Annotated in this window: 31 protein-coding genes, 1 tRNA gene and 4 pseudogenes; 15 read left to right on the forward strand and 21 right to left on the reverse strand. The window is 57.0% G+C overall.

Annotation, left to right across the window (positions count from 1 at the left end):
* Nucleotides 1-3: 3 nt before the first annotated feature.
* From WMP97_RS06720 to WMP97_RS06730, 3 genes are read right to left on the reverse strand one after another with little or no spacing between them, the layout of a single operon-like run.
* Nucleotides 4-1368, reverse strand: coding sequence for a PP2C family protein-serine/threonine phosphatase (locus WMP97_RS06720; protein WP_340440104.1), 1365 nt, complete (start codon nucleotides 1366-1368; stop codon nucleotides 4-6).
* Entirely contained in the window at nucleotides 1365-1817 is a 453-nt protein-coding gene (locus WMP97_RS06725) for an FHA domain-containing protein FhaB/FipA (protein WP_005329668.1), read from the reverse strand. The genes WMP97_RS06720 and WMP97_RS06725 overlap by 4 nt, the downstream gene beginning before the upstream one ends.
* A gap of 25 nt (nucleotides 1818-1842) precedes the next feature.
* Nucleotides 1843-2676 (reverse strand): DUF3662 and FHA domain-containing protein, encoded by an 834-nt coding sequence (locus tag WMP97_RS06730; protein WP_200288457.1) that lies wholly within the window; start codon nucleotides 2674-2676, stop codon nucleotides 1843-1845.
* A gap of 199 nt (nucleotides 2677-2875) precedes the next feature.
* Here WMP97_RS06730 and WMP97_RS06735 point away from each other — a divergent pair.
* A tRNA-Leu gene (locus WMP97_RS06735) sits at nucleotides 2876-2963 on the forward strand.
* Between the two features lie 151 nt (nucleotides 2964-3114).
* On the opposite strand, the pseudogene WMP97_RS06740 reads toward WMP97_RS06735, so the two are convergent.
* The 5 genes and pseudogenes from WMP97_RS06740 to WMP97_RS06760 form a co-directional block, all read right to left on the reverse strand.
* Nucleotides 3115-3525, reverse strand: a pseudogene (locus tag WMP97_RS06740) (IS6 family transposase); the annotation flags it as partial.
* Between the two features lie 93 nt (nucleotides 3526-3618).
* Entirely contained in the window at nucleotides 3619-5853 is a 2235-nt protein-coding gene (locus WMP97_RS06745) for a copper-translocating P-type ATPase (RefSeq protein ID WP_340440105.1), read from the reverse strand.
* Nucleotides 5854-5904: 51 nt separating this feature from the next.
* Nucleotides 5905-6229 (reverse strand): annotated as a pseudogene (locus WMP97_RS06750) (heavy-metal-associated domain-containing protein).
* Nucleotides 6230-6340: 111 nt separating this feature from the next.
* Entirely contained in the window at nucleotides 6341-7468 is a 1128-nt protein-coding gene (locus WMP97_RS06755; protein ID WP_061925635.1) for a sensor histidine kinase, read from the reverse strand.
* Nucleotides 7465-8187 carry a response regulator transcription factor gene (locus WMP97_RS06760; protein ID WP_034656116.1) on the reverse strand — a complete coding sequence of 241 codons (723 nt, stop codon included), beginning with the start codon at nucleotides 8185-8187 and terminating at the stop codon, nucleotides 7465-7467. The genes WMP97_RS06755 and WMP97_RS06760 overlap by 4 nt, the downstream gene beginning before the upstream one ends.
* Before the next feature lie 404 nt (nucleotides 8188-8591).
* On the opposite strand from WMP97_RS06760, the gene WMP97_RS06765 reads away from it, so the two are divergent.
* On the forward strand, nucleotides 8592-9161 hold the full coding sequence (locus WMP97_RS06765) for a CueP family metal-binding protein (RefSeq protein ID WP_023020258.1): 570 nt from the start codon (nucleotides 8592-8594) through the stop codon (nucleotides 9159-9161).
* 71 nt (nucleotides 9162-9232) lie between these two features.
* Nucleotides 9233-10714 (forward strand): multicopper oxidase family protein, encoded by a 1482-nt coding sequence (locus WMP97_RS06770; protein ID WP_061925641.1) that lies wholly within the window; start codon nucleotides 9233-9235, stop codon nucleotides 10712-10714.
* On the opposite strand, the gene WMP97_RS06775 is transcribed toward WMP97_RS06770, so the two are convergent.
* Complete coding sequence (locus tag WMP97_RS06775) at nucleotides 10692-10928, reverse strand: exonuclease domain-containing protein (RefSeq protein WP_234288142.1); 237 nt, start codon at nucleotides 10926-10928, stop codon at nucleotides 10692-10694. The two genes, WMP97_RS06770 and WMP97_RS06775, sit on opposite strands and share 23 nt — an antisense overlap.
* A gap of 1110 nt (nucleotides 10929-12038) precedes the next feature.
* Here WMP97_RS06775 and cmtR point away from each other — a divergent pair.
* Both cmtR and WMP97_RS06785 read left to right on the forward strand, forming a co-directional pair.
* Nucleotides 12039-12398: a Cd(II)/Pb(II)-sensing metalloregulatory transcriptional regulator CmtR gene (gene cmtR, locus WMP97_RS06780; protein WP_003849933.1), complete on the forward strand. Its 360-nt coding sequence runs from the start codon at nucleotides 12039-12041 to the stop codon at nucleotides 12396-12398.
* Nucleotides 12395-12994, forward strand: a complete 600-nt coding sequence (locus WMP97_RS06785) for a cadmium resistance transporter (protein WP_239207750.1) — start codon at nucleotides 12395-12397, stop codon at nucleotides 12992-12994. Before cmtR ends, WMP97_RS06785 begins: the two co-directional genes overlap by 4 nt.
* A 156-nt stretch (nucleotides 12995-13150) precedes the next feature.
* On the opposite strand, the pseudogene WMP97_RS06790 reads toward WMP97_RS06785, so the two are convergent.
* A pseudogene (locus WMP97_RS06790) lies at nucleotides 13151-13860 on the reverse strand (IS6 family transposase).
* A 436-nt stretch (nucleotides 13861-14296) separates the two neighbouring features.
* Here WMP97_RS06790 and WMP97_RS06795 point away from each other — a divergent pair.
* The 3 genes from WMP97_RS06795 to WMP97_RS06805 all read left to right on the forward strand — a co-directional run bounded on the left by WMP97_RS06795 (nucleotide 14297) and on the right by WMP97_RS06805 (nucleotide 15389).
* Nucleotides 14297-14476, forward strand: a complete 180-nt coding sequence (locus tag WMP97_RS06795; RefSeq protein WP_157749111.1) for a hypothetical protein — start codon at nucleotides 14297-14299, stop codon at nucleotides 14474-14476.
* Nucleotides 14473-14595 carry a hypothetical protein gene (locus WMP97_RS06800; RefSeq protein ID WP_340440107.1) on the forward strand — a complete coding sequence of 41 codons (123 nt, stop codon included), beginning with the start codon at nucleotides 14473-14475 and terminating at the stop codon, nucleotides 14593-14595. Before WMP97_RS06795 ends, WMP97_RS06800 begins: the two co-directional genes overlap by 4 nt.
* A 398-nt stretch (nucleotides 14596-14993) precedes the next feature.
* Nucleotides 14994-15389, forward strand: coding sequence for a hypothetical protein (locus tag WMP97_RS06805; protein WP_340440109.1), 396 nt, complete (start codon nucleotides 14994-14996; stop codon nucleotides 15387-15389).
* Nucleotides 15390-15515: 126 nt separating this feature from the next.
* Here WMP97_RS06805 and WMP97_RS06810 read toward each other — a convergent pair whose 3' ends face one another.
* From WMP97_RS06810 to WMP97_RS06835, 6 genes are all read right to left on the reverse strand, one after another.
* Nucleotides 15516-16001 (reverse strand): hypothetical protein, encoded by a 486-nt coding sequence (locus WMP97_RS06810; protein WP_340440110.1) that lies wholly within the window; start codon nucleotides 15999-16001, stop codon nucleotides 15516-15518.
* 381 nt (nucleotides 16002-16382) lie between these two features.
* Nucleotides 16383-16835 carry a hypothetical protein gene (locus WMP97_RS06815; protein ID WP_299137750.1) on the reverse strand — a complete coding sequence of 151 codons (453 nt, stop codon included), beginning with the start codon at nucleotides 16833-16835 and terminating at the stop codon, nucleotides 16383-16385.
* Between the two features lie 24 nt (nucleotides 16836-16859).
* Nucleotides 16860-17075: a hypothetical protein gene (locus tag WMP97_RS06820; protein ID WP_299137749.1), complete on the reverse strand. Its 216-nt coding sequence runs from the start codon at nucleotides 17073-17075 to the stop codon at nucleotides 16860-16862.
* Between the two features lie 12 nt (nucleotides 17076-17087).
* Complete coding sequence (locus WMP97_RS06825) at nucleotides 17088-17579, reverse strand: hypothetical protein (protein WP_340440113.1); 492 nt, start codon at nucleotides 17577-17579, stop codon at nucleotides 17088-17090.
* A gap of 240 nt (nucleotides 17580-17819) precedes the next feature.
* Complete coding sequence (locus tag WMP97_RS06830) at nucleotides 17820-18284, reverse strand: hypothetical protein (protein WP_340440114.1); 465 nt, start codon at nucleotides 18282-18284, stop codon at nucleotides 17820-17822.
* Nucleotides 18285-18389: 105 nt separating this feature from the next.
* Nucleotides 18390-18791, reverse strand: coding sequence for a hypothetical protein (locus WMP97_RS06835; protein ID WP_340440115.1), 402 nt, complete (start codon nucleotides 18789-18791; stop codon nucleotides 18390-18392).
* A 325-nt stretch (nucleotides 18792-19116) separates the two neighbouring features.
* Between WMP97_RS06835 and WMP97_RS06840 the strand changes: the two genes are divergently transcribed.
* Both WMP97_RS06840 and WMP97_RS06845 read left to right on the forward strand, forming a co-directional pair.
* Nucleotides 19117-19740, forward strand: coding sequence for a DJ-1/PfpI family protein (locus tag WMP97_RS06840; protein WP_340440116.1), 624 nt, complete (start codon nucleotides 19117-19119; stop codon nucleotides 19738-19740).
* Between the two features lie 146 nt (nucleotides 19741-19886).
* Complete coding sequence (locus tag WMP97_RS06845; protein ID WP_340440118.1) at nucleotides 19887-20165, forward strand: GtrA family protein; 279 nt, start codon at nucleotides 19887-19889, stop codon at nucleotides 20163-20165.
* A gap of 178 nt (nucleotides 20166-20343) precedes the next feature.
* Here WMP97_RS06845 and WMP97_RS06850 read toward each other — a convergent pair whose 3' ends face one another.
* Nucleotides 20344-21246: a DUF2262 domain-containing protein gene (locus WMP97_RS06850; protein ID WP_340440119.1), complete on the reverse strand. Its 903-nt coding sequence runs from the start codon at nucleotides 21244-21246 to the stop codon at nucleotides 20344-20346.
* Between the two features lie 135 nt (nucleotides 21247-21381).
* Here WMP97_RS06850 and WMP97_RS06855 point away from each other — a divergent pair, with 135 nt between their 5' ends.
* On the forward strand, nucleotides 21382-22116 hold the full coding sequence (locus tag WMP97_RS06855; RefSeq protein ID WP_340440120.1) for a hypothetical protein: 735 nt from the start codon (nucleotides 21382-21384) through the stop codon (nucleotides 22114-22116).
* Between the two features lie 60 nt (nucleotides 22117-22176).
* Here the strand turns inward: WMP97_RS06855 and WMP97_RS06860 are convergent, their stop codons facing one another.
* A complete protein-coding gene (locus WMP97_RS06860) occupies nucleotides 22177-22386 on the reverse strand; it encodes a hypothetical protein (protein WP_340440121.1) in 210 nt (69 codons plus the stop codon).
* 75 nt (nucleotides 22387-22461) lie between these two features.
* Here WMP97_RS06860 and WMP97_RS06865 point away from each other — a divergent pair, with 75 nt between their 5' ends.
* The 4 genes and pseudogenes from WMP97_RS06865 (at nucleotide 22462) to WMP97_RS06875 (ending at nucleotide 24759) form a co-directional block, all read left to right on the forward strand.
* The gene (locus WMP97_RS06865) at nucleotides 22462-22770 is read left to right on the forward strand and encodes a recombinase family protein (protein WP_340440122.1); all 309 of its coding nucleotides are present in this window, start codon (nucleotides 22462-22464) and stop codon (nucleotides 22768-22770) included.
* A gap of 538 nt (nucleotides 22771-23308) precedes the next feature.
* Nucleotides 23309-23641 (forward strand): hypothetical protein, encoded by a 333-nt coding sequence (locus WMP97_RS06870; RefSeq protein ID WP_340440123.1) that lies wholly within the window; start codon nucleotides 23309-23311, stop codon nucleotides 23639-23641.
* A 69-nt stretch (nucleotides 23642-23710) separates the two neighbouring features.
* Nucleotides 23711-23989 carry a pentapeptide repeat-containing protein gene (locus WMP97_RS11850; RefSeq protein WP_445293084.1) on the forward strand — a complete coding sequence of 93 codons (279 nt, stop codon included), beginning with the start codon at nucleotides 23711-23713 and terminating at the stop codon, nucleotides 23987-23989.
* A 71-nt stretch (nucleotides 23990-24060) separates the two neighbouring features.
* Nucleotides 24061-24759: pseudogene (locus WMP97_RS06875) on the forward strand (IS6 family transposase).
* Nucleotides 24760-24896: 137 nt separating this feature from the next.
* Here the strand turns inward: WMP97_RS06875 and WMP97_RS06880 are convergent.
* From WMP97_RS06880 to WMP97_RS06890, 3 genes are read right to left on the reverse strand one after another with little or no spacing between them, the layout of a single operon-like run.
* The gene (locus WMP97_RS06880; protein ID WP_340440124.1) at nucleotides 24897-25259 is read right to left on the reverse strand and encodes a DoxX family protein; all 363 of its coding nucleotides are present in this window, start codon (nucleotides 25257-25259) and stop codon (nucleotides 24897-24899) included.
* Nucleotides 25256-25840 carry a TetR/AcrR family transcriptional regulator gene (locus WMP97_RS06885; protein ID WP_239206188.1) on the reverse strand — a complete coding sequence of 195 codons (585 nt, stop codon included), beginning with the start codon at nucleotides 25838-25840 and terminating at the stop codon, nucleotides 25256-25258. Before WMP97_RS06885 ends, WMP97_RS06880 begins: the two co-directional genes overlap by 4 nt.
* A gap of 20 nt (nucleotides 25841-25860) precedes the next feature.
* A complete protein-coding gene (locus WMP97_RS06890) occupies nucleotides 25861-26439 on the reverse strand; it encodes an LURP-one-related/scramblase family protein (protein WP_023020268.1) in 579 nt (192 codons plus the stop codon).
* Between the last annotated feature and the right edge of the window lie 18 nt (nucleotides 26440-26457).

Raw genomic sequence — 26457 nt, forward strand, 5'->3', positions numbered from 1 at the left:
AACCTACACCTCCCGGCAGGTGACGCCAGGCTTGTTTTTCTTGGCATCCTTCTTATCTTTTTGGCTCGGCGCAGTGATACATGGCTTGAGCGCCTTATCGCCCAAATCATTGACTTGCTGCTGTACCTCACCCAGATCACCAGTGGAGAGATGGTCGACGGCGCTGCGTTCAGATTCCGGTAGGTCCGTAACCTTTAGCGGTGCAAAGTCGCCCTTGCATGGCTCGCCGGAAAAGAGGAGCGAATTGCTGTCATTGATGCACACGTATTGGTTCGTGGAGTGTAGTTCCTTGCCAAAGACGGAGTAATCAGCACCCTGTTGGATGGTGATTTCCTGTGCCTCGTTGGTAGCTACGTAATAATTATTGGACAAGAAGTTCTTTGCCCACAGTCCGGCACCGATGACCAGTGCGAGGACGATGAGCAGGGCAAGAAGGACCTTCCAGCTGGTCTTTCGGCCGGAAGTTTCCTCCTCCGCTTCGTCCTCAGTGGGCTCCGGGCGCTCGTCCTCGGCATCCGCCATGACGGCCGGCGGAATCACCTGAGGTTTGCGGGAGAGCTGTGCCGCCCGCGAGGCGGAAGAATCCGGATGGGTTGGCTCTTCAGTCGGGCCCGCGAGGGCGCCGACGCGGAATGGTTCGTGCTCCTGGGGGCTTTCCTCAGTTACCTCACCGATAACCACGGTGACATTATCCGGGCCTCCGGAACGGATGGCTAGATCCACTAGGGTGGAGCCGGCCTGCTCAATGCTGCCTTGCCCCAGTGCGGTCTCAATAGTGGAGGCGGTTACCGGATCCGAAAGCCCATCGGAGCACAACAGGATACGGTCGCCGGGCTTGGCGCCGAGAGTAAATAGCGTTGCTTCGACCGGGCGGCCCGTATAGGCCTTTAGAATGAGGGACTTCTGCGGGTGCGACGAGACATCGCCTGGGTCCAGTTCGCCCTTATCCACTAGGGATTGCACGTAGGTATCATCCTTGGTGATCTGCTCGAGTTTGCCGTCGCGCAGCAGGTATCCGCGGGAATCACCCACATGGCAGACGCCGAAATCCGTGCCGTTGAAGAGCATGGTGGTCAGCGTGGTACCCATGCCTTCGGTTTCTGGGTGGGCCTTGACATGGTCACTGATGGCCTCATTGGCCTGGTCAGCGGCCGCTTCTAGTAGCGCCGTGGTGTCTTGCTGGCCCGGGTTTTGGTCCAAGATTTCTAGGTGGTTGACCATCAGCTCGGAGGCAACCTCGCCTGCTGCGTGGCCACCCATGCCATCCGCCAAGATCAAAAGGTGAGGACCGGCGTAGCCTGAGTCCTCGTTATTATCGCGAATGAGGCCGCGATCGGACTTAGCAAAGAAGTTCAGCTTCAGTGTCATGCGTTCAACCTCACGGTAGTGCGGCCCAGCTTAATTTCGGAGTCCGCGCCGACTACCTCGGGTTGGTCGATGCGCACGCCATTGACAAAAGTGCCATTGCGAGATTCCAAATCTTCTACTACCCATTCGCTACCGCGGCGGAATAGCCGGGCATGGTGGCCGGAAGAATAATCATCGCCCGTGACAAAATCGCAATCAGAAGCTCGGCCCAGCGTGCAATCCTCCAGTGTGCCCAATTCCATATGGGATCCCTGCAAGGGGCCCTCAACGATGGACAGCTGTTTAATCGCTTCCCGACGCCGCGGTGCCCCCACCTTCTTTGACTGTTGGCGGATAGCGCCGGCGGACTTATTGGTATCGCGACGCATGGCGTTTAAGGCCACCAGGATAAAAATCCAGAGCAGAGCCAACAAGCCGATGCGAAGCGCCAGCATGATGACTGCATCCATGGCGACCTCCCTTCCTTAACTGAACTTAGTAGCTGTGCGAATCAAGGCCCGTGATGCGGACCTCGATGTGGGAATGGCCCATGGTGATCACGTCGCCATCGGCAAGCAGCCAATTATCAATCGGCGTTTCATTCACGGTGGTGCCGTTGGTGGACTGCAAATCCACCAGAACCGCATCCTGGCCGTTCCAGGTGATTTCCGCGTGCTGACGGGATACGCCCGTATCCGGAAGCCGCAGGTCGGCGTCGTTGCTGCGGCCGATAATATTGGAGCCTTCTTGCACGTGATAGACGCGCGAGGAGCCATCCTGCAGCATCAGGTTGACTGCGGGGCCCTGTGGCTGCGGAGCGGGTTGACTATCTGGAGCAATGAAAGCGGTAGTTACCGCGTCATCAGCCGTATTCTCGTGCTGCTCGGTCATCTGGTCCTCCTGACCATCAAAGTCGTGGAAAATAGCCTCAAATCCGGTCTCTTCCGTGGGCTCGTGATCAATAAACGAGGACACGCGAAGCTGACCCGTGCGCAAACCAGATTCTTCTGCCACACGCACAATCACGGGGCCCGCGAGGGACCATCCGCTATTGCGAATGAAGCGCGACAACTGGTCTGCACAATCGGCCGGCACATTGCGATCCTGCGACAAGTTCTCCAAATCCTTGGAGGAGACACCTACAGTCATCACGTTTGGACTATAAAGGTTGTCATCGTCGCCGCGCGCGAGATTGTCCTGAGCTTCTTGCTTTAAAAGCTCATCAATTTCCGCGGGAACGACCTTGCCGCCGAAGACAAGAGCCATGCCGTTATCAAGGCCGCGTTGCATGGCGGAGTCCAGCTTCGCCAGCTTTTCTAAAAACGCCACGAGCCATTCTCCTTTCCACCATGCAGCGATCAGTAGCGATCAGTATAGTTTGTTCACTACCTCGAAACGTAGATGGCGACCCGAAAGTTCCCAGAAATTTCGCTTCTCTTTCCCCGAAATAGTTTATTTTTCCTGCAGATTTGTAGTTCTGAGCAGCATTCGTGGTATCTTTATCAAGTCGCTAAGACATCCACACCCTGCCCGGGTGGCGGAATTGGCAGACGCGCTGGCTTCAGGTGCCAGTGTTCGATAAGAACGTGCGGGTTCAAGTCCCGCCCCGGGCACCATGAGCAGTTGTACAAACTGCGACACCGGAGGTAACAAACTCGAAAGGGTTCGTGACCTCCGGTTTCTTTGTTTTTCTGAACTTGATCGGTCGAGGATTGCAAGTGTGGGGATTTACATCCTAACTCCCGCTCTCGGCTTTCGTACTTTTGTTTTCGATGGTGTCAACAACTCATCTTGCTTGTTGTCTTGTCTTGATCTGACGGCCTTGGCCAGGAAACACTTCGCTGCGGCCACGTTCCGATTCGAAGAGAGGTAAAACTCCAGGGTCTGGTCACCGGCGGTAATCGCCCGATAGAGGTAGCACACTACCTGCCGCCGACCCGGATATGGGTCCCATCCACCCACCAGGAACTAGCCTGCCAGTCAGGTACCTGCCGTTTGCTTGTCCAGCTCAGGGGCGTATTTCTGGACCCAGCGGTAGATCGTGGTGTGATCGACCGGCACGCCCCGCTCGGTCATCATTTCCTCCAAATCGCGGTAGCTCACCCCGTAGCGGCAGCACCACCGCACTGCCCATAGAATGATGTCACGGGGGAAATGACAGCCGGAGAAGATACCCATGGCTGTGACTATTTCACGTCACTCTTCCTACTGCCCCAACTTTGCAACAGCACCTTTCAGGGTCATATGGGGGCAGTGGAGAGAAGTGGTGGATCAGTGGACGGCGGTGGATGCCGGAGTAGGCGTGGTGTGTTCCTCTTTCGACTCGGTCGGAGCCAGGTGAGCCGGATCCAGATCAATGCGGCGTAACAGCTGGGCGTTCAGGGCCACCACGATGGTCGAGGCAGACATTAAGATCGCGCCCACGGCCGGGGACAGCACGAACCCGATCGAGGCGAGCACTCCGGCGGCCAACGGCACGGCGAGGATGTTGTAGCCAGAGGCCCAGATCAGGTTCTGGATCATCTTGCGGTAGCTGGCCTGGGACAGCTCAATCATCGACAGCACTGCCCGCGGGTCATCACTGGCTAGGACCACCCCGGCAGATTCCATGGCCACATCCGTGCCGGCACCGATGGCGATACCGACGTCCGCGCGGGTCAGAGCGGGGGCGTCATTGACACCGTCACCGACCATGGCCACGCTCAAACCCCGGTCCTGCAGCTGCGTGACCTTGGTGTCTTTGTCCTGGGGCAGGACCTCGGCGAAGACCTCATCAATGCCTAGGTCCTGACCAACCGCCTGGGCCACCTGCTGCGCGTCGCCGGTGATCATCGCGACCTTCACCCCGCGGTCCTGCAGGGCTTTCACGGCGGCGCGGGATTCGGGGCGGATCTTGTCCTCGACGGCCACCGCACCGATGATCTGACCGTCGCGGACAATATGGAGCACACCGGCCCCACGCCCGGTCCAGGCGCTGGTGGCGTCGGTGAGCTCGGCCGGGGTGGTGAGGTTGAACTCGCGCAGCATGTTCGGCCCGCCCACGAGGATCTCAGCGCCATCGACAGTGGCCCGAACCCCCCGGCCGGAGGCGGCGCTGAAACCAGTTGCACGGATTTGCCGACGGGAGGCCTCGGGATGGGCGGCCGCGGCCGCCACGATGGCGCGGGCCACGGGGTGCTCGCTGTCGGCCTCCGCGGCGGCGGCTAGGGCCAGCAGCTCGCCCTCGGTGACGCCGACAGCTGCCGCGACACCGGTGACCGCGTGCGCGCCCTCGGTCAGGGTGCCGGTTTTGTCGAAGAGCACCACGTCGATGGTGCGCATCCGCTCGAGCGCCATCCGGTCCTTGATGAGCACCCCGGATTTCGCAGCCCGCTCGCTGGAGATCGCAATGACCAGCGGAATCGCCAGGCCCAGGGCGTGCGGGCAGGCGATGACCAGCACCGTGACTGTGCGCACCACGGCATCGTCCGGGCTGCCGATGATGGTCCACACCACCGCGGTGATCAGAGCGGAGATCAGCGCGAACCAGAACAACAACGCCGCCGCCCGATCCGCCAGGGCCTGGGCCCGGGAGGAGGACTCCTGGGCGTCGGCAACCATGCGTTGGATCCCGGCCAGGGCGGTGTCCCCGCCGGTAGCCTCCACCCGGATGCGGACGGTGTTGTCGGTGGCCACGGTACCGGCGACCACCTTGTCACCGGTGTCGCGGAAGACGGGACGGGATTCGCCGGTGATCATCGCCTCATCGAATTCGGCGGCTCCGTCGAGGATGGTTCCGTCGGCCGGCACCCGGGCACCGGCCCTCACCAGCACGACGTCGTCGACGACCAGCTCGGAGATGGCCACGGTGCGGGTGGTCCCGTCGATGACTTTCTCGGCCTCATCCGGCAGCAGGGCAGCCAGCGCATCAAGCGCGGAGGACGCGGCCCCGAGAGCGGACATCTCCAGCCAGTGGCCCAGCAGCATGATGGTCACCAGCAGGGCCAGCTCCCACCAGAAGTCCAGCTCAAAACCGCCCAGCCCCAGAGTGGTGACCCAGGAGGCGACAAACGCCACGGTGATGGCCATGGCGATCAGGAGCATCATCCCGGGTTGGCGGGATTTCAGTTCTTTCCACCCGCCCTTGAGGAAAGGCGTTCCGCCGTAGACGAAGATGATCGTGCCTAGCACCGAGGGGATCCAGGTGGATCCGGGGAATGCCGGGAGGTGGTAGCCGAGCAGGTGGGCGACCATGGGGCTGAAAATAACGACGGGAATGGACAGAATCAGAGACCACCAGAAGCGGTCCCGAAACATTGCGGTGCTGTGTCCGGCGTGTTCGCCGTGACCATGCACGTGGTGGTCTTCGTCCAGGGCGGAGTGCGGGTGATCGTGGGGCATCGCTTGGCCGTGGGTGTCGGGATCTGCGTGGTGTTCGTGGCTGGCATGATCCGGGTGGTGGGTGTGGTCTGTTTCCGGAGCGGGGTGATCACCATGGTGATCACCGGAATGGTGGGGAGTGCTCATGACGTTCCTTTCGCTCAACCCGGTCGGGGTCGAGATGATGGGTAAGACTGATCAGGATAAGACGGTATAGCCGGCCTCCTCGATGGCCCGGCAAACCATCTCCGGAGGTACGACACCGGTGACCGTGACGGTGGAAACTCCACCAGCAGCGAGATCAATCTGGACGTCGTCGACCTGGGGGAGGGACTGAAGCCTGGGTCACGCTTTTCGCGCAGTGCCCGCAGGTCAGGCCGGTGACCTGGTAGCTAGGGGAGGACCCTCCTGCTGACGAGTCGCTGGCGGCAGGGATGGAGGCGGTGTCGGCACGTGAGGCAGGTCCGCAACAGCTGCAGCCGTGGGAGGCCATCGGCAAGAGGCGTGGCGGGGAGGTGATCATGGGAAAGCTCCTACGAGTCGGTGGGATGCGGTGATGCCACTCTAGCGTATACCCCCCGGGGGTATATTTTCAATGGGTGGGGGCGCGGCTCTCACGCGGGGCAGGGTGTGGTCACCGAGCAACCTCCTCACTGTCGGAAGGGGACAGCGGGAGGTGGAGGGCAAACACCGCTCCGCGACCGGGTCCGGGGGAGGTGGCTGTGAGAGTGCCGCCGTGGGCCTCGATCAATGCCTTGGAGATGGTCAGACCGATACCGGCCCCGGCGGCGTCCCGGCTGCGGGCGGCATCCCCCCGGTAGAAGCGTTCGAAGATGTGTCCGAGCTGGTCAGATGGGATGCCCTCGCCGTCATCGGCGACGTGGATGAGCGCGGTGGACGCCCCCTGTCGGTGGACGCTGATCCGGACCTGTCCGCCGGCCGGGGTGTGCCGTAGCGCGTTCGACAGGAGATTGCTCATCACCTGGCCGAAGCGTTGCCGGTCCACGAGCACCCGGGCGGTGTCTGTAATGGTCTCGACCTGTAAATCGACGCCTTTGTCAGCATAAGCTTCCCCCGCGGCAGCAGCGGCGGTATGGAGCAGATTCCCGAGCCCTTCCTCCGCCAGGTCCAAATCGATCCGGTGTTCCTGGGCCCGGGAGACATCGTCAATGTCTTCCATCAACCGGGTCAGGCGGGTGAGTTGGTCAGCCATGATCGTGTGGGTGGCATTATTCCAGTCCACGACCCCGTCCTGGAGACCATCGAGGTAGACCGTGAGCACCGATAAGGGGGTGCCCATTTCGTGGGCCAGATCAGAGAGCATCTGGCGGCGGACCTGTTCGGTGTGTTCCAACCGGTCGGCCATGGTGTTGAAGGCATGCGCCAGGGTGGTGACCTCGGGGCCTGCTTTTCCGGCGGGCACGCGGATACGGGAGTTGCCGGCCGTCAGGCTGGTAGCGGCGCGGGTGAGATCCTGCAGGGGGGTGCGCAGACGACGCGATAACCACAGGCTGGCCAGCAGGGCGCAGATCAAGGCGGTGGGCAGGGCGACGACCAGGGTGATCAGGTTAGCGCCCCGGTAGGCCTGCTCGGCATGGAACAGCTCCAGCGAGGGGTCCTCCCGGCCGGTCATCAACATATGATCATGGAACAGGGTCGGGCCCACCATCGTGGCCACGGCCGCGGCCACTAGCAGGCTAATCACCACGACCAACACCTGGGCGGCCAGGAAGCGGAAGGTCAGGCCGGGTCCGTGATTCATGGCTGCCCCACCCGGTAGCCCACGCCACGCACGGTGTCGATAAACCCCCGGCCCTGGGTGTCGGTGCCGAGCTTGCGACGCAAGTTGCCGATGTGGACATCGACGATACGGTCATCACCGACCCAGGTGGTGTCCCAGACCTCGGTGACCAGGTCGTGGCGGGTCAGCACCTGGCCGGGGCGCAGGGCCAGGGCAACCAGCAGTTCGAACTCCGTGCGGGTGAGCTCCACAGTCGTCTCCCCCACCCGCACCTGATGGGCGACGGGGTCAAGAATGAGGTCACCAACGATCAAGGGGGTGGTCACCTGCGGTGGGGTGGTGCTGGTGCGCGGGCGGCGCAGCACCGCATGCACCCGGGTCACCAGTTCCCGGATGCTAAAAGGTTTGGTGATGTAGTCATCCGCCCCCAGGGTCAAACCGCTGATCTTGTCGTCCTCGCTGCCACGCGCGGTGAGCATGAGGATGTAGCAGTCCGAGAAGGTGCGGATCCGTCGGCACACCTCCAGGCCGTCGAGTTCGGGCAGCCCCAGATCCAGCACCACAACATCGGGGGAAAAGCGACGGGTCTCGTCCACGGCCTGGGTGCCGGTGTGCGCCTGGCGGGTATCGAAACCGGCCCGGATGAGGTAGGAGGCCACCATCTGAGCCAGGGGTTGTTCATCATCGACGACCAGCACCCGCCCCGGGGGCGTGGTGGTGGTCGGTGTGCGGTCAGCCATAGACCCCAGTATCGCTCCGGTCAGGGGGGAATACCACCCTCGCTCAGTGCCCGGCGGGGAAATCTTCATCAAATCTTCAAACATCACCCTTCGACCGCCGTCGCCCCTGTGCCCCACCCCGGGCCAGCAGCATCGCCTCCCCTGGTCGGTTCAGCAGGAGCCACCAGGGATTTCACTGCCTGCACCGCATACCCGGGGCGAGTAGAAGGACATCGCCCACGGCTGTGGGGTGGTGTCCCGGTGGTGACCCAGCCCACCGAATTCACCCTCTTTTCGCCCTGTTATAAAGCTGTGAGCAGGGTTTTTGATTTCTAGTCCGTCAGGCACCCGTGCTAGATAAAGGTATGGCATCGACCTTGAGGCGGTGCCTTCTCACGGTCTTACCACGATCCAAGGAGATTGACGTGAAACGAGCAGCGATCGCAGCCGCCGCCCTCGCCCTCACGGGGTGTTCGGCCGCGGACCCGGAACCCACCGCCGACGGGACGGTGTCCCAGGATACATTCCTGACTACCCATGGCCTGGCCGCCATGGACGCGGTGGAGATCATTGATCACCTCGACCGGCAGAAGGTCACTGAGCGTCCCACGGATCTGATCGCCTCAGTGCGTGCCGATGAACTGCTGCTCTCGAGCGATGACCAGGAAGTCGTGGTCGATCTTCCCGACAATCAGACGTATGTCTCGATCGCACCCTATCTCACCTCCACCCACGACTGCTTCTACCACAGCCTCACGACCTGCCTGGGGGAACTCGACAATGAGGATATCCAGGTCACGATCACCGATGAGGCGACCGGTGAGGTGCTGGTGGACGAGGCGACAACCACCTTCGACAACGGGTTTATTGGCTTCTGGCTTCCCGATGATGCCACCGGCCTGATTGAGGTCAGCTACCAAGGGCGCACCGGCACCGCGGAGTTTTCCACCGCCGACGACGGTGCCACCTGTGTCACAGACCTGCACCTGACGTGATGGCTCAGCAGGGTCCTCACCTGCGCCTGTCTCCCGTGTCACTGAAATCTAACACCAAGGAAGGTTAAATCATGATGAACGGATTTTCCCGACGACAGTTTCTGCTCGGCGGGCTCGTCCTTGCCGGCACCGGGGCCGTGGCCGCCTGCACCAGCGACCCTGGACCCGCTGCCTCGGCACCAGGTTCCTCTCTTCGCCCCACTCCCACCCCCACTGCGCTCGGTGAGCCGACGGTGCGCCGGACACTGACCGCCCGGCCCCTCTCTCTGGATATCGGCGGCATCGAAGCCAAGACGTGGGGATACGTCTCTGACACCGGGGATGCGGCCATTGAGGCCACCGCCGGCGACGTCCTCCAGGTCGATATCACCAATGAACTGCCTGAGAGCACCTCCATCCACTGGCATGGCATCGCACTCCACAACGCAGCCGACGGTGTGCCCGGCATGACCCAGGACCCCATTGAACCTGGCGAGTCTTTCTCCTATGTTTTTGAAGTCCCCCACGGTGGCACCTACTTCTACCATTCCCACTCCGGCCTGCAGCTTGATCGCGGCCTCCACGCCCCACTGATCGTCCGTGACCCACAAGACGCTGAGGACCAGGACGTCGAGTGGACCATCGTGCTCGACGACTGGGTCGATGGCATTCAGGGCACTCCCGACGATGAGCTCGACAAGCTCACCGGAATGGGTTCGGGCGACCATAACGGGAAGAAGGGGATGGGAGGCCACGGCCATATGATGCACGGCACCCCGGACCGGGTACTGGGCGGGGATGCCGGCGATGTGATGTATCCGCACTACCTCATCAACGGACGTATCCCCCGTGCTCACCGGACCTTCGAGGCTCACCCGGGCGACAAGGCCCGCCTGCGGTTTATCAACTCCGGCGGTGACACCATCTTCAAGGTGGCCCTCGGTGGTCACCGCATGACCGTCACCCACACCGACGGCTTCCCCGTCCAGCCCAGGGAGACCGAATCGATCTACCTGTCGATGGGCGAGCGTGTCGACGTCGAGGTCATCCTCGGCGACGGCATCTTCCCGCTCACGGCTTTGGCGGTGGGTAAAGACGACCGCGCCTTCGCCGTCATCCGCACCGCCGGCGGCCAGGCCCCCCACCCCGATGTCGACTTCCCCGAGTTGTCGTCCACCGGACTGCTTCTGTCCTCCCTGAAGCCAGCAGACCGTGCACTCCTACCCGAGGACACACCAGACCGAGAAGTCAGCATCGACCTGGGCGGGCAGATGATGCCGTACGAATGGAGCATTCTCACCGACGGCCAATCCTCCTCCGCGACCGTGCAGGAGGGCCAGCGCCTGCGGATGGTCATGCGCAACAGGACCATGATGCCCCACCCCATGCACATCCACGGCCACACGTGGGCGCTGCCCGGCAGCGGCGGACTACGCAAGGACACCGTCCTTCTCCGCCACGGTGAAACCATGATCGCCGACCTGATCGCTGACAACCCCGGTGAGTGGGCATTTCACTGCCATAACGCCTATCACATGGAAACCGGGATGCTCAGCTCGCTTCGCTACGAGTAACCCCCACAGCAGGGTTGAATGCCGAGGTGGGCGGGGGTGTCCCCCGAGTAGTGAACACGGCGTTGGTGTCAGGGGTGAGCAATGTGTGCCAGGAGTCAACGGGATTGAAGTTCGCGTCAGCGCGCACGGCAGCAAGTCCAATGATGCGGTCATAGCGCTTGTTAAAGCCGGTGGTTTCGGTATCAATGACCGCAAAGACCGGCTCGCACGGCATGCGTGGGGTGTAGCGGTTGAGGAGGTTTTCTAAAAAGCCTATGCCTCAAGCCAAGAGGCCCATACCGACATGCCCGCCTAAACGCTATCGAACACTGCAACCAACGTGGATTTCTGTGGATAACCACACTAGCCCTGTGCGGGTTGTCCACAAGGTTAGTGTGGTTGGCCTTTCGTAGCGGGCGTGGGTGTGGTTGCCTTAGTGCTATGAGCACTTCGCAGGACTATCCGAACTCCACCCCAACCCCCGCTACTACGACCACTGGGGAGGGTCAGCGGCGGGGCCGAGTTTGCGGGATATTTCCCAGCAGGAATTAAATACTGCTACCCAGTACATGATTGATGAGCATGGATATGCTGCGTACTAAGCAGAAGAACTGCGACTAGGAAAAATAAAAAGAACCGGAGTGGAAACTTCTGTGGTTTCCATCTCCGGATTTCGATGGTGTGATGTTCACGATGGCAGCTCAGCATGGCTTTTCAAAGAGCATATCCCGTACTGCGGATATGGATTCTTCCCTAGTGCTTCCAACGACGAGAAGCACTAGGGGAGTTTCCTTTTATTGAGCGCCGTTTTCCTTCGGCCGGCCAGGGGTTTCGTGGAAAGATTGAAGATGTTTTTTGAAAGCCCCGTGACGGACGAGGGGCTTTTATGAAACTTCCTGACCAGATGTATTAGGTCCGCGGCAACACCCCGGTTACACGCAGTTTCGCCTCGGGTTACACAACAGAAGTAAATTTTTGACGTGAGCAGGAGCGCTCCTGAGAACGGGAAGTCAGGAAATTCCGCTTCCGACTCTTCCTGCCTCTCGGCAAGCTCCACGCTCCACGGTGAACGTTCGACAAGTTCGTCAAAGGTGAGCACCTCCGGTGACTTATGGTTCGAGCGGAAACTTTCAACGCTACGGAACTTCGAGCCAATTCGGTTGCCTTCGGCGCGGCACAAATCGCACATGGGCCGATCATCAGAAACGAGCGTGGTTCAGCTGTTTTCGCAACTTTGCCGGAATCTGCGTCATCTCTGCTACTTTCACTGTCTCTTCAGCAGCGCACACAGCTGCACCGCTACCCGGAACTTGACTAGTTCAGCGATCGCTGTATAGTTCAGCGCATGCTGACTATTGCTTCGCGTCTCGACGTGATGAACCGCCTGGGTCGTGCACTGGCCGACCCCACTCGATCCCGGATCATCTTGACCCTGCTCGACCATCCCGCCTACCCGGCGGAACTATCCCGAGATCTGGACCTGACACGCCCGAACGTGTCCAACCACCTGACATGCTTGCGCGATTGTGGGATTGTCGTCTCCGAGCCAGAGGGGCGTCGGACACGATACGAGATCGCCGATCCGCACCTGGCACAGGCACTGACAGCACTGGTCGATGCCACCCTGGCAGTAGACGAAGACGCCCCGTGCATCGATCCCGTCTGCACGCTTCCCGGGTGCTACGCAGCTGGGGAGGACGCATGATCCTCACCTCGGCCTTGCAGGCGATAGGCCTGTTCGCAGCTACCAACATCGACGACATCATCGTGCTCTCCCTCTTCTTCGCGCGAGGGGCAGGCCAGCGCGGCACCACCGCCCGCATTCTGGCCGGCCAGTACCTCGGATTCGCGGGCATCCTCGTCGCCGCGATCCTTGTGACCACCGGCGCCGGAGCATTTCTGCCCCCGGCAGCCATTCCATACTTTGGTCTCATCCCTCTGGGCCTCGGCCTCTGGGCCGCATGGGAGGCCTGGCGCGGAGACGGTGACGACGATGACGAGGCCAAGGTTGCCGGCAAGAAGGTCGGCGTGGGGGCGGTCGCAGGCGTCACCTTTGCCAACGGTGGCGACAATATCGGCGTCTACACCCCTGTATTCCTCAGCGTGGAGCCTCTCGCAGTAGTCGCCTACTGCGTTATCTTCCTCGCGCTCGTTGCGGTCCTGGTGGCCCTGGCAAGGTTCGTCGCAACCCGCCCCCCGATCGCGGAAGTGCTCGAACGCTTTGAGCACATCCTCTTTCCCATCGTTCTCATCGGCCTCGGTATCGTGATCCTCGTCAGCGGCGGAGCCTTCGGGCTCTGACGTAGCGGCAGCGTTCCAAACGGCCCCGACCGGGCGTTATCGGTGGCTCCTATAACGCCTGGAAGGTCTTTTTGAAGCGGTGCTGTTGCAAAGTTGGGCGGAGAGCCGAGACGACCCAGTTTCTCATTTCCTGATGGCCGCTGCGTGCCGGCGTTCTCAGGCCGTCTCGAAGACCCGGTTGACGATCACCGCGTCCGGATTGGGGTGCCCATAAGCAAACATCGTGCCCTGACCTTTCCATAATGAATGCATCGCTTCCATCCCTTTCAACGTCCGATATACAGATGTCCGGTTCTTAAACGCGCCTTTCGGCCCGAGGATCCGCTTCAGCCGACCATGGTCGCCTTCCAGGATGTTGTTGAGGTATTTCACCTGCCGGTGTTCCACTGTTGGCGGGCAGATTCCCTCCGCCTTCAGCTCGGATATTGCCTTGGCCAGAGCTGGTGCCTTGTCGGTGTTGATGACCCACGGGGACCCGGCTGTCGTATTCGATCGCAGCGTCTTGGCCAGGAAACGCTTGGCCGCAGCCACATTCCGTTTTGGTGAGAGGTAGAAGTCTAAGGTCTGCCCACCGGCGGTAATAGCCCGGTAGAGATAGCACCACGTGCCGCCGACCCGGATATAGGTCTCATCCACCCGCCAGGACCGGGCCTGCCAGTCGGGTACCTGCCGGTACCAGCGAGTGTGCTTATCCAGCTCAGGGGGTATTTCTGCACCCAGCGGTAGATCGTGGTGTGATCGACTGGCGCACCCCGCTCGGTCATCATTTCTTCGAGGTCGCGGTAGCTCACGCCGTAGCGGCAGTACCACCGCACCGCCCACAGGATGATGTCACGGGGGAAATGCCGACCGGAGAAGATGCCCATGGCTCTGATTATTTCACGCCGGTCTTTCTACTGCCCCAACTTTGCAACAGCACCCTCCAGCCTTGCTAGCTGCCCATATTGCTGCAGCATCTCTTATTTCCTGGTAGAAATCGCGACGTTCGAGTGGGTGTCATGGCGGAACGAGACAAGGCTCCACCAAAGCTTGGGATACCGAACCCCGGCCGAGGTCGAAACCGAGTTTTGGAAGCAGAACCCGCCCCAAGCAATAATAGAAATCAAGGCAAAAGCCTAGGAACAAAACTCGGGGCACTTCATTATGCAGGCGATTTACCGAAGTACGCGAGTTTACTTTCGTAGGAAAATCCCGCGTCCTGGAGAAAGAGGAGGTGCTAGAAAGAATGCTAGATAGCAAGCTAGCTAGCGCGGTAGTAATAAAAAGTAGCAACCTAGCTCGCCTATGTGTACACATGAAATCATGTCTACACGTAAACGTCCGCCCTCACCCGCTGCCCAAGCTGCCCGCGCCCGCCTGGAGTCTTTCGCCCCGGAGGCTGCTCACCGCCTAGGCGAGCACTACACCGTCGAGGACGTCCAAGTCGCTACCCTCCACGCCCTGGAGCTGCCGCTGCCACGCCCCCCGCGCTTGTATCGATGAACGTACGCGTGCCTGCTGACCTCAAGGCTCGAGCGACTGATGCGGCCCGCTCGCGCGGCGTCACCCTGCAGGCCCTTGTGGCTGAAGCACTAGAAGCTTTTATCGAACAATCCAGCTAATAGCCGCTAGTTTTTCGACGCTGCTCAAGCCCTGCAACCCCCGGCCTTCCTGAGGGAGGGAGCGCCGTGCCTCCAGTGTGAAAAAGGATCACTAGCGGGGGTTCTTCCGTCGGTCGGTCGCTGACGGATGCTGGGGTGTTATCCAGCCCGCCACGGTCTGGTTCGACACGGGTAGGTGTTTTGATGTGCGCGATTTGCGCGTAATCAACTGTTACATGTGTCGCCCGTCTTGGAGAGGATAAGAATCAGAGCACGATTCTAGAATCTAGAAATAAACGCTTGAGAGTTTTTTCGGCTGTAAAATACAGTGAATTGGTGCAGGACAAAATTTTTGCGCATTGAAGTGTGGAGTGTGGAACATAAAGGCTGAGTGGAGCTCATCAGCTTTCGGGGGTTATATGAATTCTCTTTTGAAGAGATATTTTGCTGAAGAAAACCTGATTTCCCCCGGGGCTGTCGAGCTTAGAGCGGCTTGGAGAACTCCCCAATTCGTCTACTGCGTATTTTCAGTAATGAGAGTTACGCGAGGACTTGCGTATGTTGGTATGGAATTGCCCCCAATACCGAGTACTGGGGGCGTCTCTTCGGAGGAAGATACTGCTGTAAAAGGTTGGGCGGATAGGCTTGCTGGAGACCCATTTGCCGGGGACTTGGACTATGGGTCAGGAGATAAAATCGAGTGGCTTGGGGAAGTCAGCAACAACGTTCCTCAGCATTTTATGGAATTGAGAAGGATGAAAGCAGACAGAAGGATAGACGCAGAGCTTTACATTCCGCTAACGGGTCACGGATAACCTTTTTCTTATGTCTTATTGGATTTATTTTTGATGAAAATCATTAGCACAAACAAAAGTAACCTTAACTAGCTGCTCTAGTTAAGGTCACTTTTCTCGCATCACCATTTTACGATTTAATTACGCTCAAACCGTAAACGGACGTCCGTAGTCAATGTACTCATTACTCTTTTCCTGGAATGGAGCTAAAAGGTAGCGGCTTTTCCATGGGCAAGGAACTCTCCACAGATAGTAATCATTACCTACATATCCGTCTTCCCGTAGCACTCCTTCTGTCTCAGGTTGGGGGCGTACAACTCCATTAAACTTTTCGGGGATAAGGGCTCTACGACCTACTGGATCTGTCCACTGGAAATCATGTTCCCATCCTTCGTCAAAATCACATCCATCGAAATAAACTAATACCTCACTCGGGGAACTGAGAGAATGGGGAGGGTTCTCTATCGGAATTTTCTCGTACCAAATGTCATGGTCTACTTTTTTGCCTTTATCAATCCACTCGAGAATCTCTTGCTCATCAAAACTGGCACCTGCAAAAACCTGGATTGCTCCATCAGGATCGGATAGAAAGAAGCGTTTGACGTAGGCGAGATAAATATTAGATATTTGCATTAACCGAGTCCTATCTTTTAAAGGTTGCCAGGAATCTTACATTCAACGCGAGCCGGATTACTATAAGCCCTCGCATAATAGGTTCCCGTTGAGGTAACAATTGTTCCTTCAGTTACCCCGATAAATGAGGTTTCGACGTTTCCAATGCAATCTTGTTCCACGTCAAGCAAGCTGTAGCTTATAATTCTTCCCGACCAACCGGGGTGCATATTAGGCATCCACCAAACAAGGATCAGGCCCGTTTTCCGTCAGTCAGATAATGAAGACGACGGTTCTGGCCGTGCCGGGTAGCAGCTATTTACGATGACCTGATGGCGGATACGAATCATCTCGCATTAAGTGGTCAAGTACCTTCGTGACAATAGTCAAGAGGAAAATCCTTTATTCCTGCATCCATATTTGATTCGAAGCATCATTAAAATCGAGCAAGTCGTTCCATGTAGAAGGAACGAAACTTTTCCTATCTGTTTTCAACCAAGTGATACGATCCGGATCCTCAAAATCGAGTTCTCTAAGAAATGATTCACCAGCAATTTCGTACGCCCATAAGTCGTGGACATTTTCATACTCAACCGAGTATTCTCGAAAAGTTCCCTCAGGGTGGAAGATGGCTTCAAACCCCACAAAGGCTGTACCGTTAGGTGTTTCTACTTTCAAAATAATGTATAAGAAGGTATTAATCCAAGCAGCGGCGCCATGGAACCTTGGCAATGATGTGGCGGGTTCATCCCTAAACCTATTTTCACTCAAAGCATCCTTATTAAGGATCTCTGCCAAGGAAAACGCGGCAGCCTTTAAATCAAAATGATGCTCTGGGGTTACTGCCATTTCCATAAATCCAAAGTGGGAATATCTGTACTAAACCAGCGCCACCAGCTTCTTGTCCGACGGGATTGTTCCAGCGGACTCAATGCGGATAGTGAAATACTCACCGTCGGGAACGAAGATGACAACACCGTGCGGAAATTGGGCTCCCCACTCGCCGTTGTCCTCTCTCGCAGAAATCTCCAACGTATCCAGAGACTTGACGAGCATGGGAGTAGAGAAGGTGGTGATGTCTTTATATGAGCTCATTTTGCTCCTACTTTACAAGAGCTTCTTTAAAGGAAAATCCTTACTGATCCAGATTCTTTCCTTGGCACGCTCATTTAAGTCCTCATAGTAGCTTAAGAAATCTCCGATGGACTGCGCCTTTGCATCTGCAGCTTCCTTTCCTCCAGCCCATACAATTTTGTCCGGCTCGGAAAAATCTGCTTTAAGGATTGGATAGTCGCCAGCTAATGTATCGAAAACAATTGACTCGGCGATTTCTTCGTATAAATAAGGTGACCATACATAGCGCTGGTAGCCAGCCCCATACCCTACAATTGCCGTCCGTTTTGGGGCTTTAACACGGAGGGTAAGGGCGATCTCGAAATGAGAAGGACATTGCACTATGAATAATGGAGCTATGTCTGTCTTGCTTTTATAGCTGTTTTCGTCAGCTATCCATTTGTCTAGTGCTGCCGACAACTTTATTGCTAATCGGTCAATATCGATTTGTTCGATATCTATCCACATAGATTTTCCATTCTTCACTTCAGAAGTTTTAGTTACGCATACGCTATTCCCCAGCGATGTCCTCAAAGTTAGGAATTGTCGAGCTGAACCAATCAGGAGCTTCTATCCTTCCATCAGTAGGATAGAAAGTGTTCATGCCACGAGTTTCAGTAGCATAATCTGCTGGAACCGTCATCACAGTTGGTGTGCATTCTAAATATTTTCCGTTAAAGCATGCTGCTGCCGCTTCATTCGCTAGCATCTAAGGTTTACTGTTCACTAGGCAAGGTACGACGTTTCAAGGAAGTCCTCAAGACTCCAATAGTCAGGATCAAACCACGCAACGCACTCGTTGGTTTCGATAGCGACTAATTGGTCAGGCAGGAGGATGAGGAAATCATTTATCTCAGTGCGGATACCTTGGCGTTGTAGCTCTTGTGCGACTCGTTCGGTTCTCGCCTGTGGGGTCTCGGCGGGGCGACGATTAAGGTCAACGCCATAGAAAGTATCTGTGATTGGTACCTCCAGGTACTTCATTTCAACGGTGACGCATTTACCGTCTTCCACGCAGCACACAATCTTGCGGCCAGGATCACCAGGCTCTAGTGTTTCGATATCGACCCAGCCTTCAAACTGTTCCTCATACGTATCCGCAGCTAACTCCGAGTCATAGCATGCTTTAGTGGCCTGGTTCACCGTCATTCCAGGTTTTACGGGCAAAGGGCAGGTACCTTCAATATTCATTTTCTCGATGCACTTCCTTCTTCGTCGGTTGTTTAATACGTCAAGGCATTTGGTTAGGCTGTCGCGTAAGTCAGACTGCACACTCGTGTGATTGAAATTGGCTAGCTACCCCCAGTAAATAGCTACAACTTTGCCGAATTGGTACGACAATGCGATTGTCCCATTGTCGTGGGGAATGGTTATGCCGTCACGGTCGTGTTCAAATTCGATCCCCACATCTTTTAGGGCTTTTACAAACTTTCGGCTTGACAATGACAGTGGGATATCAAGGAAGCTATCTGACTCCCGTGCGTCTAAGATTTCTATTGAGGTAATCAATCCGGCAGTCTTGTAGCTTTTAATGGCGTAGTTGATCCCCCCGATCTCACATTTGCCAAGAACCTGACCCGTAGTGTCCATTTTGAGAAATGAGATGTCTAGGTATCGGTAATCAGACAGAAGATTTTCGTAATATGAAACAGGTACAGACAGCTGCAACGGTTCAGGTACCTCAAAAGTAAACTTCATTTTCTACAACTCCTTGACGCAAGATGTTTATCTTCTCGATCCTGCCTTTTGGAAGATCCAACTTAGACGAGGGGATATTCTTTACAGTCTAGGCTGCAAGTGTGGCGTAGTTTGGCTTCATTGTTAGATTGTCTGCCGCTCGGCTGTTTCCGATACGGAAGTCTTTGCTTAGGAAAACTCGGGCTAGAGCGTCGTCAGTAATTCCGGAATAAGAATCTAGGGCTTGGACTAAGAAGACACAGTAAGTCTTATTTAGGACGGAGTCTTCCGCTTTATTAATAGGGTGTATCACACTGACACACCCTCTATCACGTAATCTATGACTATGGGAAAGCTGATTGGGGAGCGACATGTTTCCGTCATCCTTTTTGAAGGATTCGAGGTGTTAGACGTCTTTGGGCCGGTGGAGCTTTTGAGTCAGGTTCCGGACATACGTATAAGTTTTTTAGGAAAGGAAAAAGAGCCCGTCCAGAGCGCCCAGGGCGTACGTGTCTTGACAGATCTGCCTTACACAAACCTCGAGAATCCGGATATTCTCCTGTTCCCCGGAGGTGCGGGGACGCGAACCCTAGTTCAAGACACCACCTTCCTGTCCTGGTTAAAGGAAACGGGACAGCGCGCCGAGATAGTGGCATCGGTCTGTACTGGTTCAGCCCTACTGGCAGCCGCGGGTCTCCTTAAAGGGCGCCGAGCAACGAGCAACAAGAGGGCATTCGGTTGGGTTTCTTCCTTGGATGATGATGTTGAATGGCAATCTCAAGCCCGCTGGGTGGAGGATGGAAAAATATGGACATCCTCGGGCGTTGCGGCGGGTTTGGACATGACTGCCTCGCTGATCCAGCACCTCTTCGGTGCAGAAGCTTTTGAAGAAGCGACCACGCTAGCGGAATATCAGCCACAAACAGACAGCACTGTCGACCCCTTCGCCCATATTCATGGCCTCATCTAGTTCACCTTATAAAAAGCCCCAGCTGGCCTACCCGACCCCCGCAGACGCACCTCATCCCAAGCCAGACAGTCGACGACGCCCATGATAGACCACGGCCGACGGGCAGGTGCACGAAAAACGCCCAGGCAGTGGTGTTGTTGTGCATCGTGGGAGTCATCGGTGCCGTCATCGACTTCGGCACCATGCACTTCCTCGAAACCTCCGGGGCAAACGCCCTGATCAGCCGGGCAATCAGTTATATCCTGGGTAGCCTGTTCGCCTACTACGCCAATAGCTTTGTCGCTTTCTCCGGCAACCGGTCCACCACCGAGAAGCTGAGGGTCTTCATCGTATACACCGCGTGTTTGATCATGGCGGTGCTGGTCAACAAGCTTCCCCGTATCCCGCTGGCGGATTTCGAACACACGGTTTTCTCTCGTGGGTGATTTCGCAGGCAACAGCCACTACCCTCAACTTCATCCTGCAGAGCAAGTGGGTGTTCACCAGCGAAGACACCTCGCGGTGAGCGCATTCCGCTCCCTCAGGCCCCTGCCGAGTAAGCGATAACCCGGCAAGCATCCCTCATCCTGCCCGGCAGGGCAGGGTGGGAGAAGGACTGTCGGGTTAGACGTCCATCTCGATCGAGGTGGGAGTTCCGTCCCTCTTCGTCTTCACCGTCACGGGGTGCCCATCGAACATGTACCCGTCGTCGAACTCGATGCCAATGTTTCCCCTGTGGGGAATGTTCACCGCAGTCGGAGTCAGCTTGGCGTAGACGTCCTCCACCCCGAGTTTCGGGGCGGGTGTCGGCCTCCCTTCCGCCTCGGCCACATCGTGGCGCCACCGGTTCGCGGCCGGAAGCGCTTTTTCGGCCCCCAGCATGCGCGCGCTATCGAGGTACTCTTGGGAGAGGACGTTGTTGATGAAGTTCAGCGCCGACTTGAACTTCTTCGCCATGTTCCCCTGGCTCGCGAGGAGCAGTTCCGGCCCCTCGTACCACATACTGACCTTGACACCGAGGTCGTCCGCTTTACCCTCGAAAGTCGAGAACGTCCGGTCAAGGACCAGTTGCCCGATATTGGCCTCCAAGATCACCGGTTCGGCAGTCTTGGCCGAGAGTTCTTCCATCTCTGGGTCGGGCAGCGGGTCAAGTATTTCCCAAATGGTGACGTAGGGTTCCTTCCTGATATCGGAAAAGAAGTAGCTACCCCGCGCGCGATACACCTTGAACGGCTCCAGATCGGCGATTTCCCGCGGATCCCAGAGCGTCTTTCCCTGCCGGGTGTGAAACAGGTGCGGGTAACACACATTGATCCCCCCGGGGGTTACGTCCCCGTCGGGAAGTAGCCGGAGAGCCACACCAGGCATAAGCATAAGTTGGAGTTTGAGCTTGTCTTTAGCGCAGTCATCATCCACGACCCTCTTTTCCGGCACCGAGGAGACGATGAAGTGGAATTCGACTTCCCCTTCCTTAGCGCTCCTTTGCGTAACAGGGTCGTCGGGAAATTCCTCGTAAAGCGACAGCATGCGGCAAGTATAAATCACCCCACGTGCCCCCGCACCGGAATTCATGGCGGCGGGACCCGACACATGTTCGCCCCGCGCACCTCCGATCCCCAGCCAGCCAGGGGGCATGACCGGGGTGTTTGTTACCGTGTGTGCATGAACAGACACATAGTGCCCGCCCTCGCCCTCGCCGCCGCCTGCACCACCGTCGGCGCCTGCTCCACCAACCAGGACACCGGAGACAACCCCGCCACCGGGGTCTCTGCCTCCCCGACAGTCGACAAGGGCCCCGTCGATCCCCACACCACCGTCGTCGACGACACCGCCGCCTCGCAGGGCTACACCATGGACAGCATCAACCAAATGATCCAGGACCAGGAAGCCGAAAGCCCCGGCATCAACCAGGACATGGTCTCTATGGCCCAGGAAGTCACCGCCGATCCGGCCGAATGCGCCGCCTTAATCCCCACCGGCGTGACCTACATCTCCAAAATCGTTCAGAACCCCGACGCTATCGCGGCCCGCGACTTCACCAACGAGTCCACTGACGCGACACTCAGCGTGGCCGTCTCATCCGACCCGCAGCTGTTGAACCACCCTCGTGACGTGTCGGTATGCGAGTCGATCACCAGGGCCCTCGCCGGCGGATCCACGTTCTATACTGCGGCACCCATGGAGCTGCGCGTCGACGGCGCCGACTCCGTCACCGCCGCCGAGGTGACCCTGACGCAGTCCTCCTCCCCCCTTTCCGGTGACAACGGCTCCGTCAGCCGCATCGCCTATGTCGAGATCGACGGGGCCACCTACACCGTCTCCGGCTCCCCCGAAGTCGCACCCGAAGATTTCACCCGCATGGTCCAGGCGCAGGCCGAGAAAATCCGCCAGCGATAACACACCGCGGGTCATGCCCGCCCCGCTCCCCGGGCACCGGTGGCGGGCAGGAGACGTCGCCTACCGCCAGGCAAGGCTGACAGGGTCCCACACCCCAGCCGCGGTGGCAGGATCCCCGCCCAGGATGGGGTCCAAAAGGAAACCGGCGATACGCAACGCCTCACTGACATCCCTCAGATTGTTGCGCACCCCGGTAAATGCCCGCGTCTTCAACGGGTACTCGCTTTCCCACTTCTTATCGGGCACGGTGATGCGCTGCGGCAGGGTCATCGACCGCACCCTGCACTGGGTGTTCAGGGCGGAGCTCCGCTCCGCCGCCGAAACGGGCAACTCAGAGGCAATGGTGTGACTGTTACTTTCCTGCATGAGAATCTCGCGTTTGCGAAAGACACCACGGACCCGCGTGCAGATTTAATGCTCGGCATTCTCGGTAGCTTCGCGGAGTTTGAGCGGGCCATTATCCGCGAGCGCCAGGCGGAGGGGATTGCGCTGGCGAAAAAGGCCGGCAAGTACAAAGACCGCAAACCAGCTCTAAGCACAGAACAGGTGGCGGAGATTAAGCGGCGCGTATTAGCGGGGGAGTCGAAAGCAGCCTTGGCGCGGGAATTCGGAGTCACTCGCCCTACGGTGTATCGGGCGTTGAAAAACGCCTAGGGCGGTGCAGCCGTATCGGTAAATCTGCGCACCTGTCAGTCCCGCCATACGGCAGAAAATACGCTAAAACACCTTCTTGGCACATGTCCGATATGTAGGGAAGTTATTCCGCACAGATTGTTCTCCTGTTATGAAACCCTCGCGATACAGATCGGCCACTCATCCAGTTTGTATTTCATATCACGCATATGAGCATTCCCTTCGTTAATTAGAGAAGGTACTTTTAGGATAAGTAATTTTTTACAAGTGGGAAACTCTATCATGCGGAAATACTGGACCAAAAACGCACTAGGCAAGACAATGGCTGCTCTAATTCTAATGGCTAATTTGTCTCAACCAGCTGCCAATGCATCTACCTCTGCCCCTACAGAACATTTCGGGGTAATCCCAGGAACAGTGGAAAGCTATGACTCTACAGCGGAGGAAATCTTGACAGAAGCTGCCGCTTCGAAGAACCTCGACACTTCTGTCGACTCGGAATTATCTTTCTTTGGAAATAAAGGCCCTTACACTATCGTGTCGCAGTGGACGGATAAAAATGGAAAGCTGGTTTACCTTCGGGAAAGGCTCGGGCGAGAACCAGAACAAACACGGTCTATCCATTCGTGCTTCACAAGCTTCAACAAAATATGCGCCAAAAATTAAGCGCTCCGGCGACCGCTATGAATATCGCCTGCCCATGGATCATATTTCCTGCTCAGGTTGGGGATCTTTTAAGAAGTGCCGGAAAGTTGAAACCACAGACATATTAACGGTGGTTGGCTTCAACAAGATAAGGGACGGCAAACCTTACGGAGTTGTAACCACCCACTGCCTTGGCTACCAAGGCCGTTACCCGCAATGGATTATCAATTTACCGCGGATTAAATAGCAAATGTACAAAACGATGCCTCAATCGTGGGCCACGGAGCTCGCTGGGAAAGACATTTCCGGGAAAGATATGTCCAACTATGACCTGACGGATATCAATCTCGAAGGAAGCATATGCAAAGGGTGCTCGTTTCGCGGCTCCATGGTGGCATGGGCTAACTTGAAATCAGCAGATTTCACCGACGCAGATTTTACGAACGCAATTCTTAGCGAGTCAGACCTTCGTGGAGCGACATTAACGCGCGCGAATTTTACGAACGCATATCTGGTACCTGTTATCGCCAGTCCAAGGCAATTCTCTGAATGTACAGGTTTGGATGCAAGTAATGCGCTACTTTATAGCCCCTGATTGCGCCTACACGAATTGGTGTTGTTGCAAAGTTGGGGCAGTAGGAAGAGCGACGTGAAATAATCACAGCCATGGGTATCTTCTCCGGTCGTCATTTCCCCGTGACATCATTCTGTGGGCAGTGCGGTGGTACTGCCGCTACGGGGTGAGCTACCGCGATCTGGAGGAAATGATGACCGAGCGGGGTGTGCCGGTCGATCACACCGCGATCTACCGCTGGGTCCAGAAATATGCCCCTGAGCTGGACAAGCAAACGGCAGGTACCTGACTGGCAGGCTAGTTCCTGGCGGGTGGATGAGACCTATATCCGGGTCGGCGGCAGGTGGTGCTACCTCTATCGGGCGATCACCGCCGGTGACCAGACCCTGGACTTTTACCTGTCTCCGAAGCGAAACGTGGCCGCAGCGAAGCGTTTCCTGGCCAAGGCCGTCAGATCCAATGCGTCAGCCGGGTATCTCAGAGTGATCAATAACGATAAAGCACCCTCCCTAGCCAGGGCAATCGCCGAGTTGAAGTTAGAGGGAATCTGCCCGCCAACAGTGGAACACCGGCAGGTGAAATACCTCAACAACATCCTGGAAGGCGACCATGGTCGGCTGAAGCGGATCCTCGGGCCGAAAGGCGCGTTTAAGAACCGGACATCTGTATATCGGACGTTGAAAGGGATGGAGGCGATGCACTCATTGCGGAAAGGGCAAGGCGCGATGTTTGCCAACAGGCAACTGAACCCGGACGCGGTGATCGTCAACTGGGTCTTCGAGACGGCCTAACAACGCCCACATGCAGCGGCCGTCAGGGAATGAGAAACTGAGTCTTCGCTGCTCTCCGCCCAACTTTGCAACAACACCTCCACTTTCCGGGGGTCAGGCCCGAAAGTACCTGCGAGAACGTACAACTCCTTTCTGCATTATGCGGCGAGCGTTACAATCAGCGCTACGATGGAGAGGATGAGCATGCCCAAACAGTTAGCCCAGAATTCGGTGCCGGTGAATTTGGCTTTCAGGTGAGCGAAGGCTGCAGCAAAGAAATATGTGACGATGCCTGCTAGTGCCGCAACTCTGACTCCGGGGTAGGCAAGTCCGACTATCAGCCCGGAAATCGCGACGCATTTGATATAGATGAGAGCCCACCACCATTGGCGTGGGAATTTTACGCCGGTGAGGCATTTTTCAATGAACTTAACGGGACGAATTGACAGTATGACGTCGCCTGAAAGAATGACGGCAAGGAGAATGGAAGGCCAGATAGGGGCTGTTTCGTCGAAAATCATAGTTGGACTCCAAATACGCTTTCTAGGCGATTGATGATTGTGCGTGCTTGGTCTTTTAGTTCTTGCGACGAATAAAGTCCGGCGGCCCAGCCGATTAGCAAACCTAGATAGGCGTGATACAAGACTCCTGCAAGATCGCGAGACTCATCCTCGGTCAATCTTGATGCCGCGAGACGTCGAAGGATTTCTTCCGTGAGAAGATGTTCCAAGCGTCTGAGCTCTTGCCCTTGATCGCCAAGTTCAATGAGAGCAGATGCGTAAGCGCGGGATAGTTCGCTGTGTCCTGCAAACATCTCCAAAAATGGATTGATGACCGAAATGAGATCTCCAGGTGGTTGAGTCCTGAGTCCGTCATGAATCTTTGCAATTTTGTGGCTGATGCTTTGAACCAGCAGTGCGCGCTTTTCGCCGACAGACATGACTGTGCCAACGCTGACACCAGCCTTTTTCGCAATTTCTCTAATGCTGGTATCGGCATATCCCGTAGTTTCGAAAAGTTCGCCTGCAGCGGTTAACACCTTTAGGCGCGTTGTGTTCTTCGAGCGCGCACGTGAGTTTTTATGAACAGGTTCAGTGAACATGTTCATATCGTAGCAGACATCTACTCTCTGTTCTTTTCCTTCGTCCGCAGCATATCCATGCTCATCACGGCGCCGATGATGGCAGCATGTTGTTGCTCGTTGAGACCTGGGGTGATGGCTAGGCAGTAGGTATTTTTACCCATGAAGTAGTTGCCTACGCCGGTCCACTCGTTGGTGACGTTGGCAAGCTGGCGGCCGTGGGAGGTGATGGAGAGGTTCCAATCCCAGAAATCGCCGCGAATTTCGACGTCAGGAAAGCCCTTCATGGTCAGCTCCAGCTTTGTTTTGAGCATGGAGAAACGCTTGGTAATGACGGCCATGGGCTGTTCGATTCCCGGCAAGTGCACCTCATAGGTATCCCGCAGAAAATTCGGCGGATCCGAAATCGTCATGACCGTCTGTAGGGGGTTGCCTTCAGCATCCGTGAGTGCGACCTCCAAGCTGCGAGAGGATTTAAACACCATATCTTTAAGACTGGTGGATTGCAGGATCGTGCCCACAGGGGTGCCGTCGATATCGGTGATCATGAACTGATCATTGAGGAAGGACTTGGTCTGGGTAATTACGAGCTCATCCAGTGTGAATAAATTTTGCGTCATGCCAGCCACTGTAGGGCA

It is taken from the genome of Corynebacterium sp. KPL4072 (genome assembly GCF_037908395.1).
In the GTDB taxonomy this organism is placed as follows: Bacteria; Actinomycetota; Actinomycetes; order Mycobacteriales; family Mycobacteriaceae; genus Corynebacterium; species Corynebacterium kefirresidentii.

Coding starts and splice junctions, on each gene's coding strand:
- WMP97_RS06815 (WP_299137750.1), bottom strand. CDS start 16,835: ATGGAAATGGCAGTAACCCCAGAGCATCATTTTGATTTAAAGGCTGCC.
- WMP97_RS06810 (WP_340440110.1), bottom strand. CDS start 16,001: ATGCAAATATCTAATATTTATCTCGCCTACGTCAAACGCTTCTTTCTA.
- WMP97_RS06770 (WP_061925641.1), top strand. CDS start 9,233: ATGATGAACGGATTTTCCCGACGACAGTTTCTGCTCGGCGGGCTCGTC.
- WMP97_RS06720 (WP_340440104.1), bottom strand. CDS start 1,368: ATGACACTGAAGCTGAACTTCTTTGCTAAGTCCGATCGCGGCCTCATT.
- WMP97_RS06830 (WP_340440114.1), bottom strand. CDS start 18,284: ATGAATATTGAAGGTACCTGCCCTTTGCCCGTAAAACCTGGAATGACG.
- WMP97_RS06775 (WP_234288142.1), bottom strand. CDS start 10,928: ATGCCGTGCGAGCCGGTCTTTGCGGTCATTGATACCGAAACCACCGGC.
- WMP97_RS06760 (WP_034656116.1), bottom strand. CDS start 8,187: ATGGCTGACCGCACACCGACCACCACCACGCCCCCGGGGCGGGTGCTG.
- WMP97_RS06870 (WP_340440123.1), top strand. CDS start 23,309: ATGGAAAGCTGGTTTACCTTCGGGAAAGGCTCGGGCGAGAACCAGAAC.
- WMP97_RS06840 (WP_340440116.1), top strand. CDS start 19,117: ATGGGAAAGCTGATTGGGGAGCGACATGTTTCCGTCATCCTTTTTGAA.
- WMP97_RS06820 (WP_299137749.1), bottom strand. CDS start 17,075: ATGAGCTCATATAAAGACATCACCACCTTCTCTACTCCCATGCTCGTC.
- WMP97_RS06880 (WP_340440124.1), bottom strand. CDS start 25,259: ATGATTTTCGACGAAACAGCCCCTATCTGGCCTTCCATTCTCCTTGCC.
- WMP97_RS11850 (WP_445293084.1), top strand. CDS start 23,711: ATGTCCAACTATGACCTGACGGATATCAATCTCGAAGGAAGCATATGC.
- WMP97_RS06890 (WP_023020268.1), bottom strand. CDS start 26,439: ATGACGCAAAATTTATTCACACTGGATGAGCTCGTAATTACCCAGACC.
- WMP97_RS06800 (WP_340440107.1), top strand. CDS start 14,473: ATGAACGTACGCGTGCCTGCTGACCTCAAGGCTCGAGCGACTGATGCG.
- WMP97_RS06885 (WP_239206188.1), bottom strand. CDS start 25,840: ATGTTCACTGAACCTGTTCATAAAAACTCACGTGCGCGCTCGAAGAAC.
- WMP97_RS06795 (WP_157749111.1), top strand. CDS start 14,297: ATGTCTACACGTAAACGTCCGCCCTCACCCGCTGCCCAAGCTGCCCGC.
- WMP97_RS06785 (WP_239207750.1), top strand. CDS start 12,395: ATGATCCTCACCTCGGCCTTGCAGGCGATAGGCCTGTTCGCAGCTACC.
- WMP97_RS06755 (WP_061925635.1), bottom strand. CDS start 7,468: ATGAATCACGGACCCGGCCTGACCTTCCGCTTCCTGGCCGCCCAGGTG.
- WMP97_RS06860 (WP_340440121.1), bottom strand. CDS start 22,386: ATGACCCTGCCGCAGCGCATCACCGTGCCCGATAAGAAGTGGGAAAGC.
- WMP97_RS06855 (WP_340440120.1), top strand. CDS start 21,382: ATGAACAGACACATAGTGCCCGCCCTCGCCCTCGCCGCCGCCTGCACC.
- cmtR (WP_003849933.1), top strand. CDS start 12,039: ATGCTGACTATTGCTTCGCGTCTCGACGTGATGAACCGCCTGGGTCGT.
- WMP97_RS06745 (WP_340440105.1), bottom strand. CDS start 5,853: ATGAGCACTCCCCACCATTCCGGTGATCACCATGGTGATCACCCCGCT.
- WMP97_RS06805 (WP_340440109.1), top strand. CDS start 14,994: ATGAATTCTCTTTTGAAGAGATATTTTGCTGAAGAAAACCTGATTTCC.
- WMP97_RS06850 (WP_340440119.1), bottom strand. CDS start 21,246: ATGCTGTCGCTTTACGAGGAATTTCCCGACGACCCTGTTACGCAAAGG.
- WMP97_RS06835 (WP_340440115.1), bottom strand. CDS start 18,791: ATGAAGTTTACTTTTGAGGTACCTGAACCGTTGCAGCTGTCTGTACCT.
- WMP97_RS06725 (WP_005329668.1), bottom strand. CDS start 1,817: ATGGATGCAGTCATCATGCTGGCGCTTCGCATCGGCTTGTTGGCTCTG.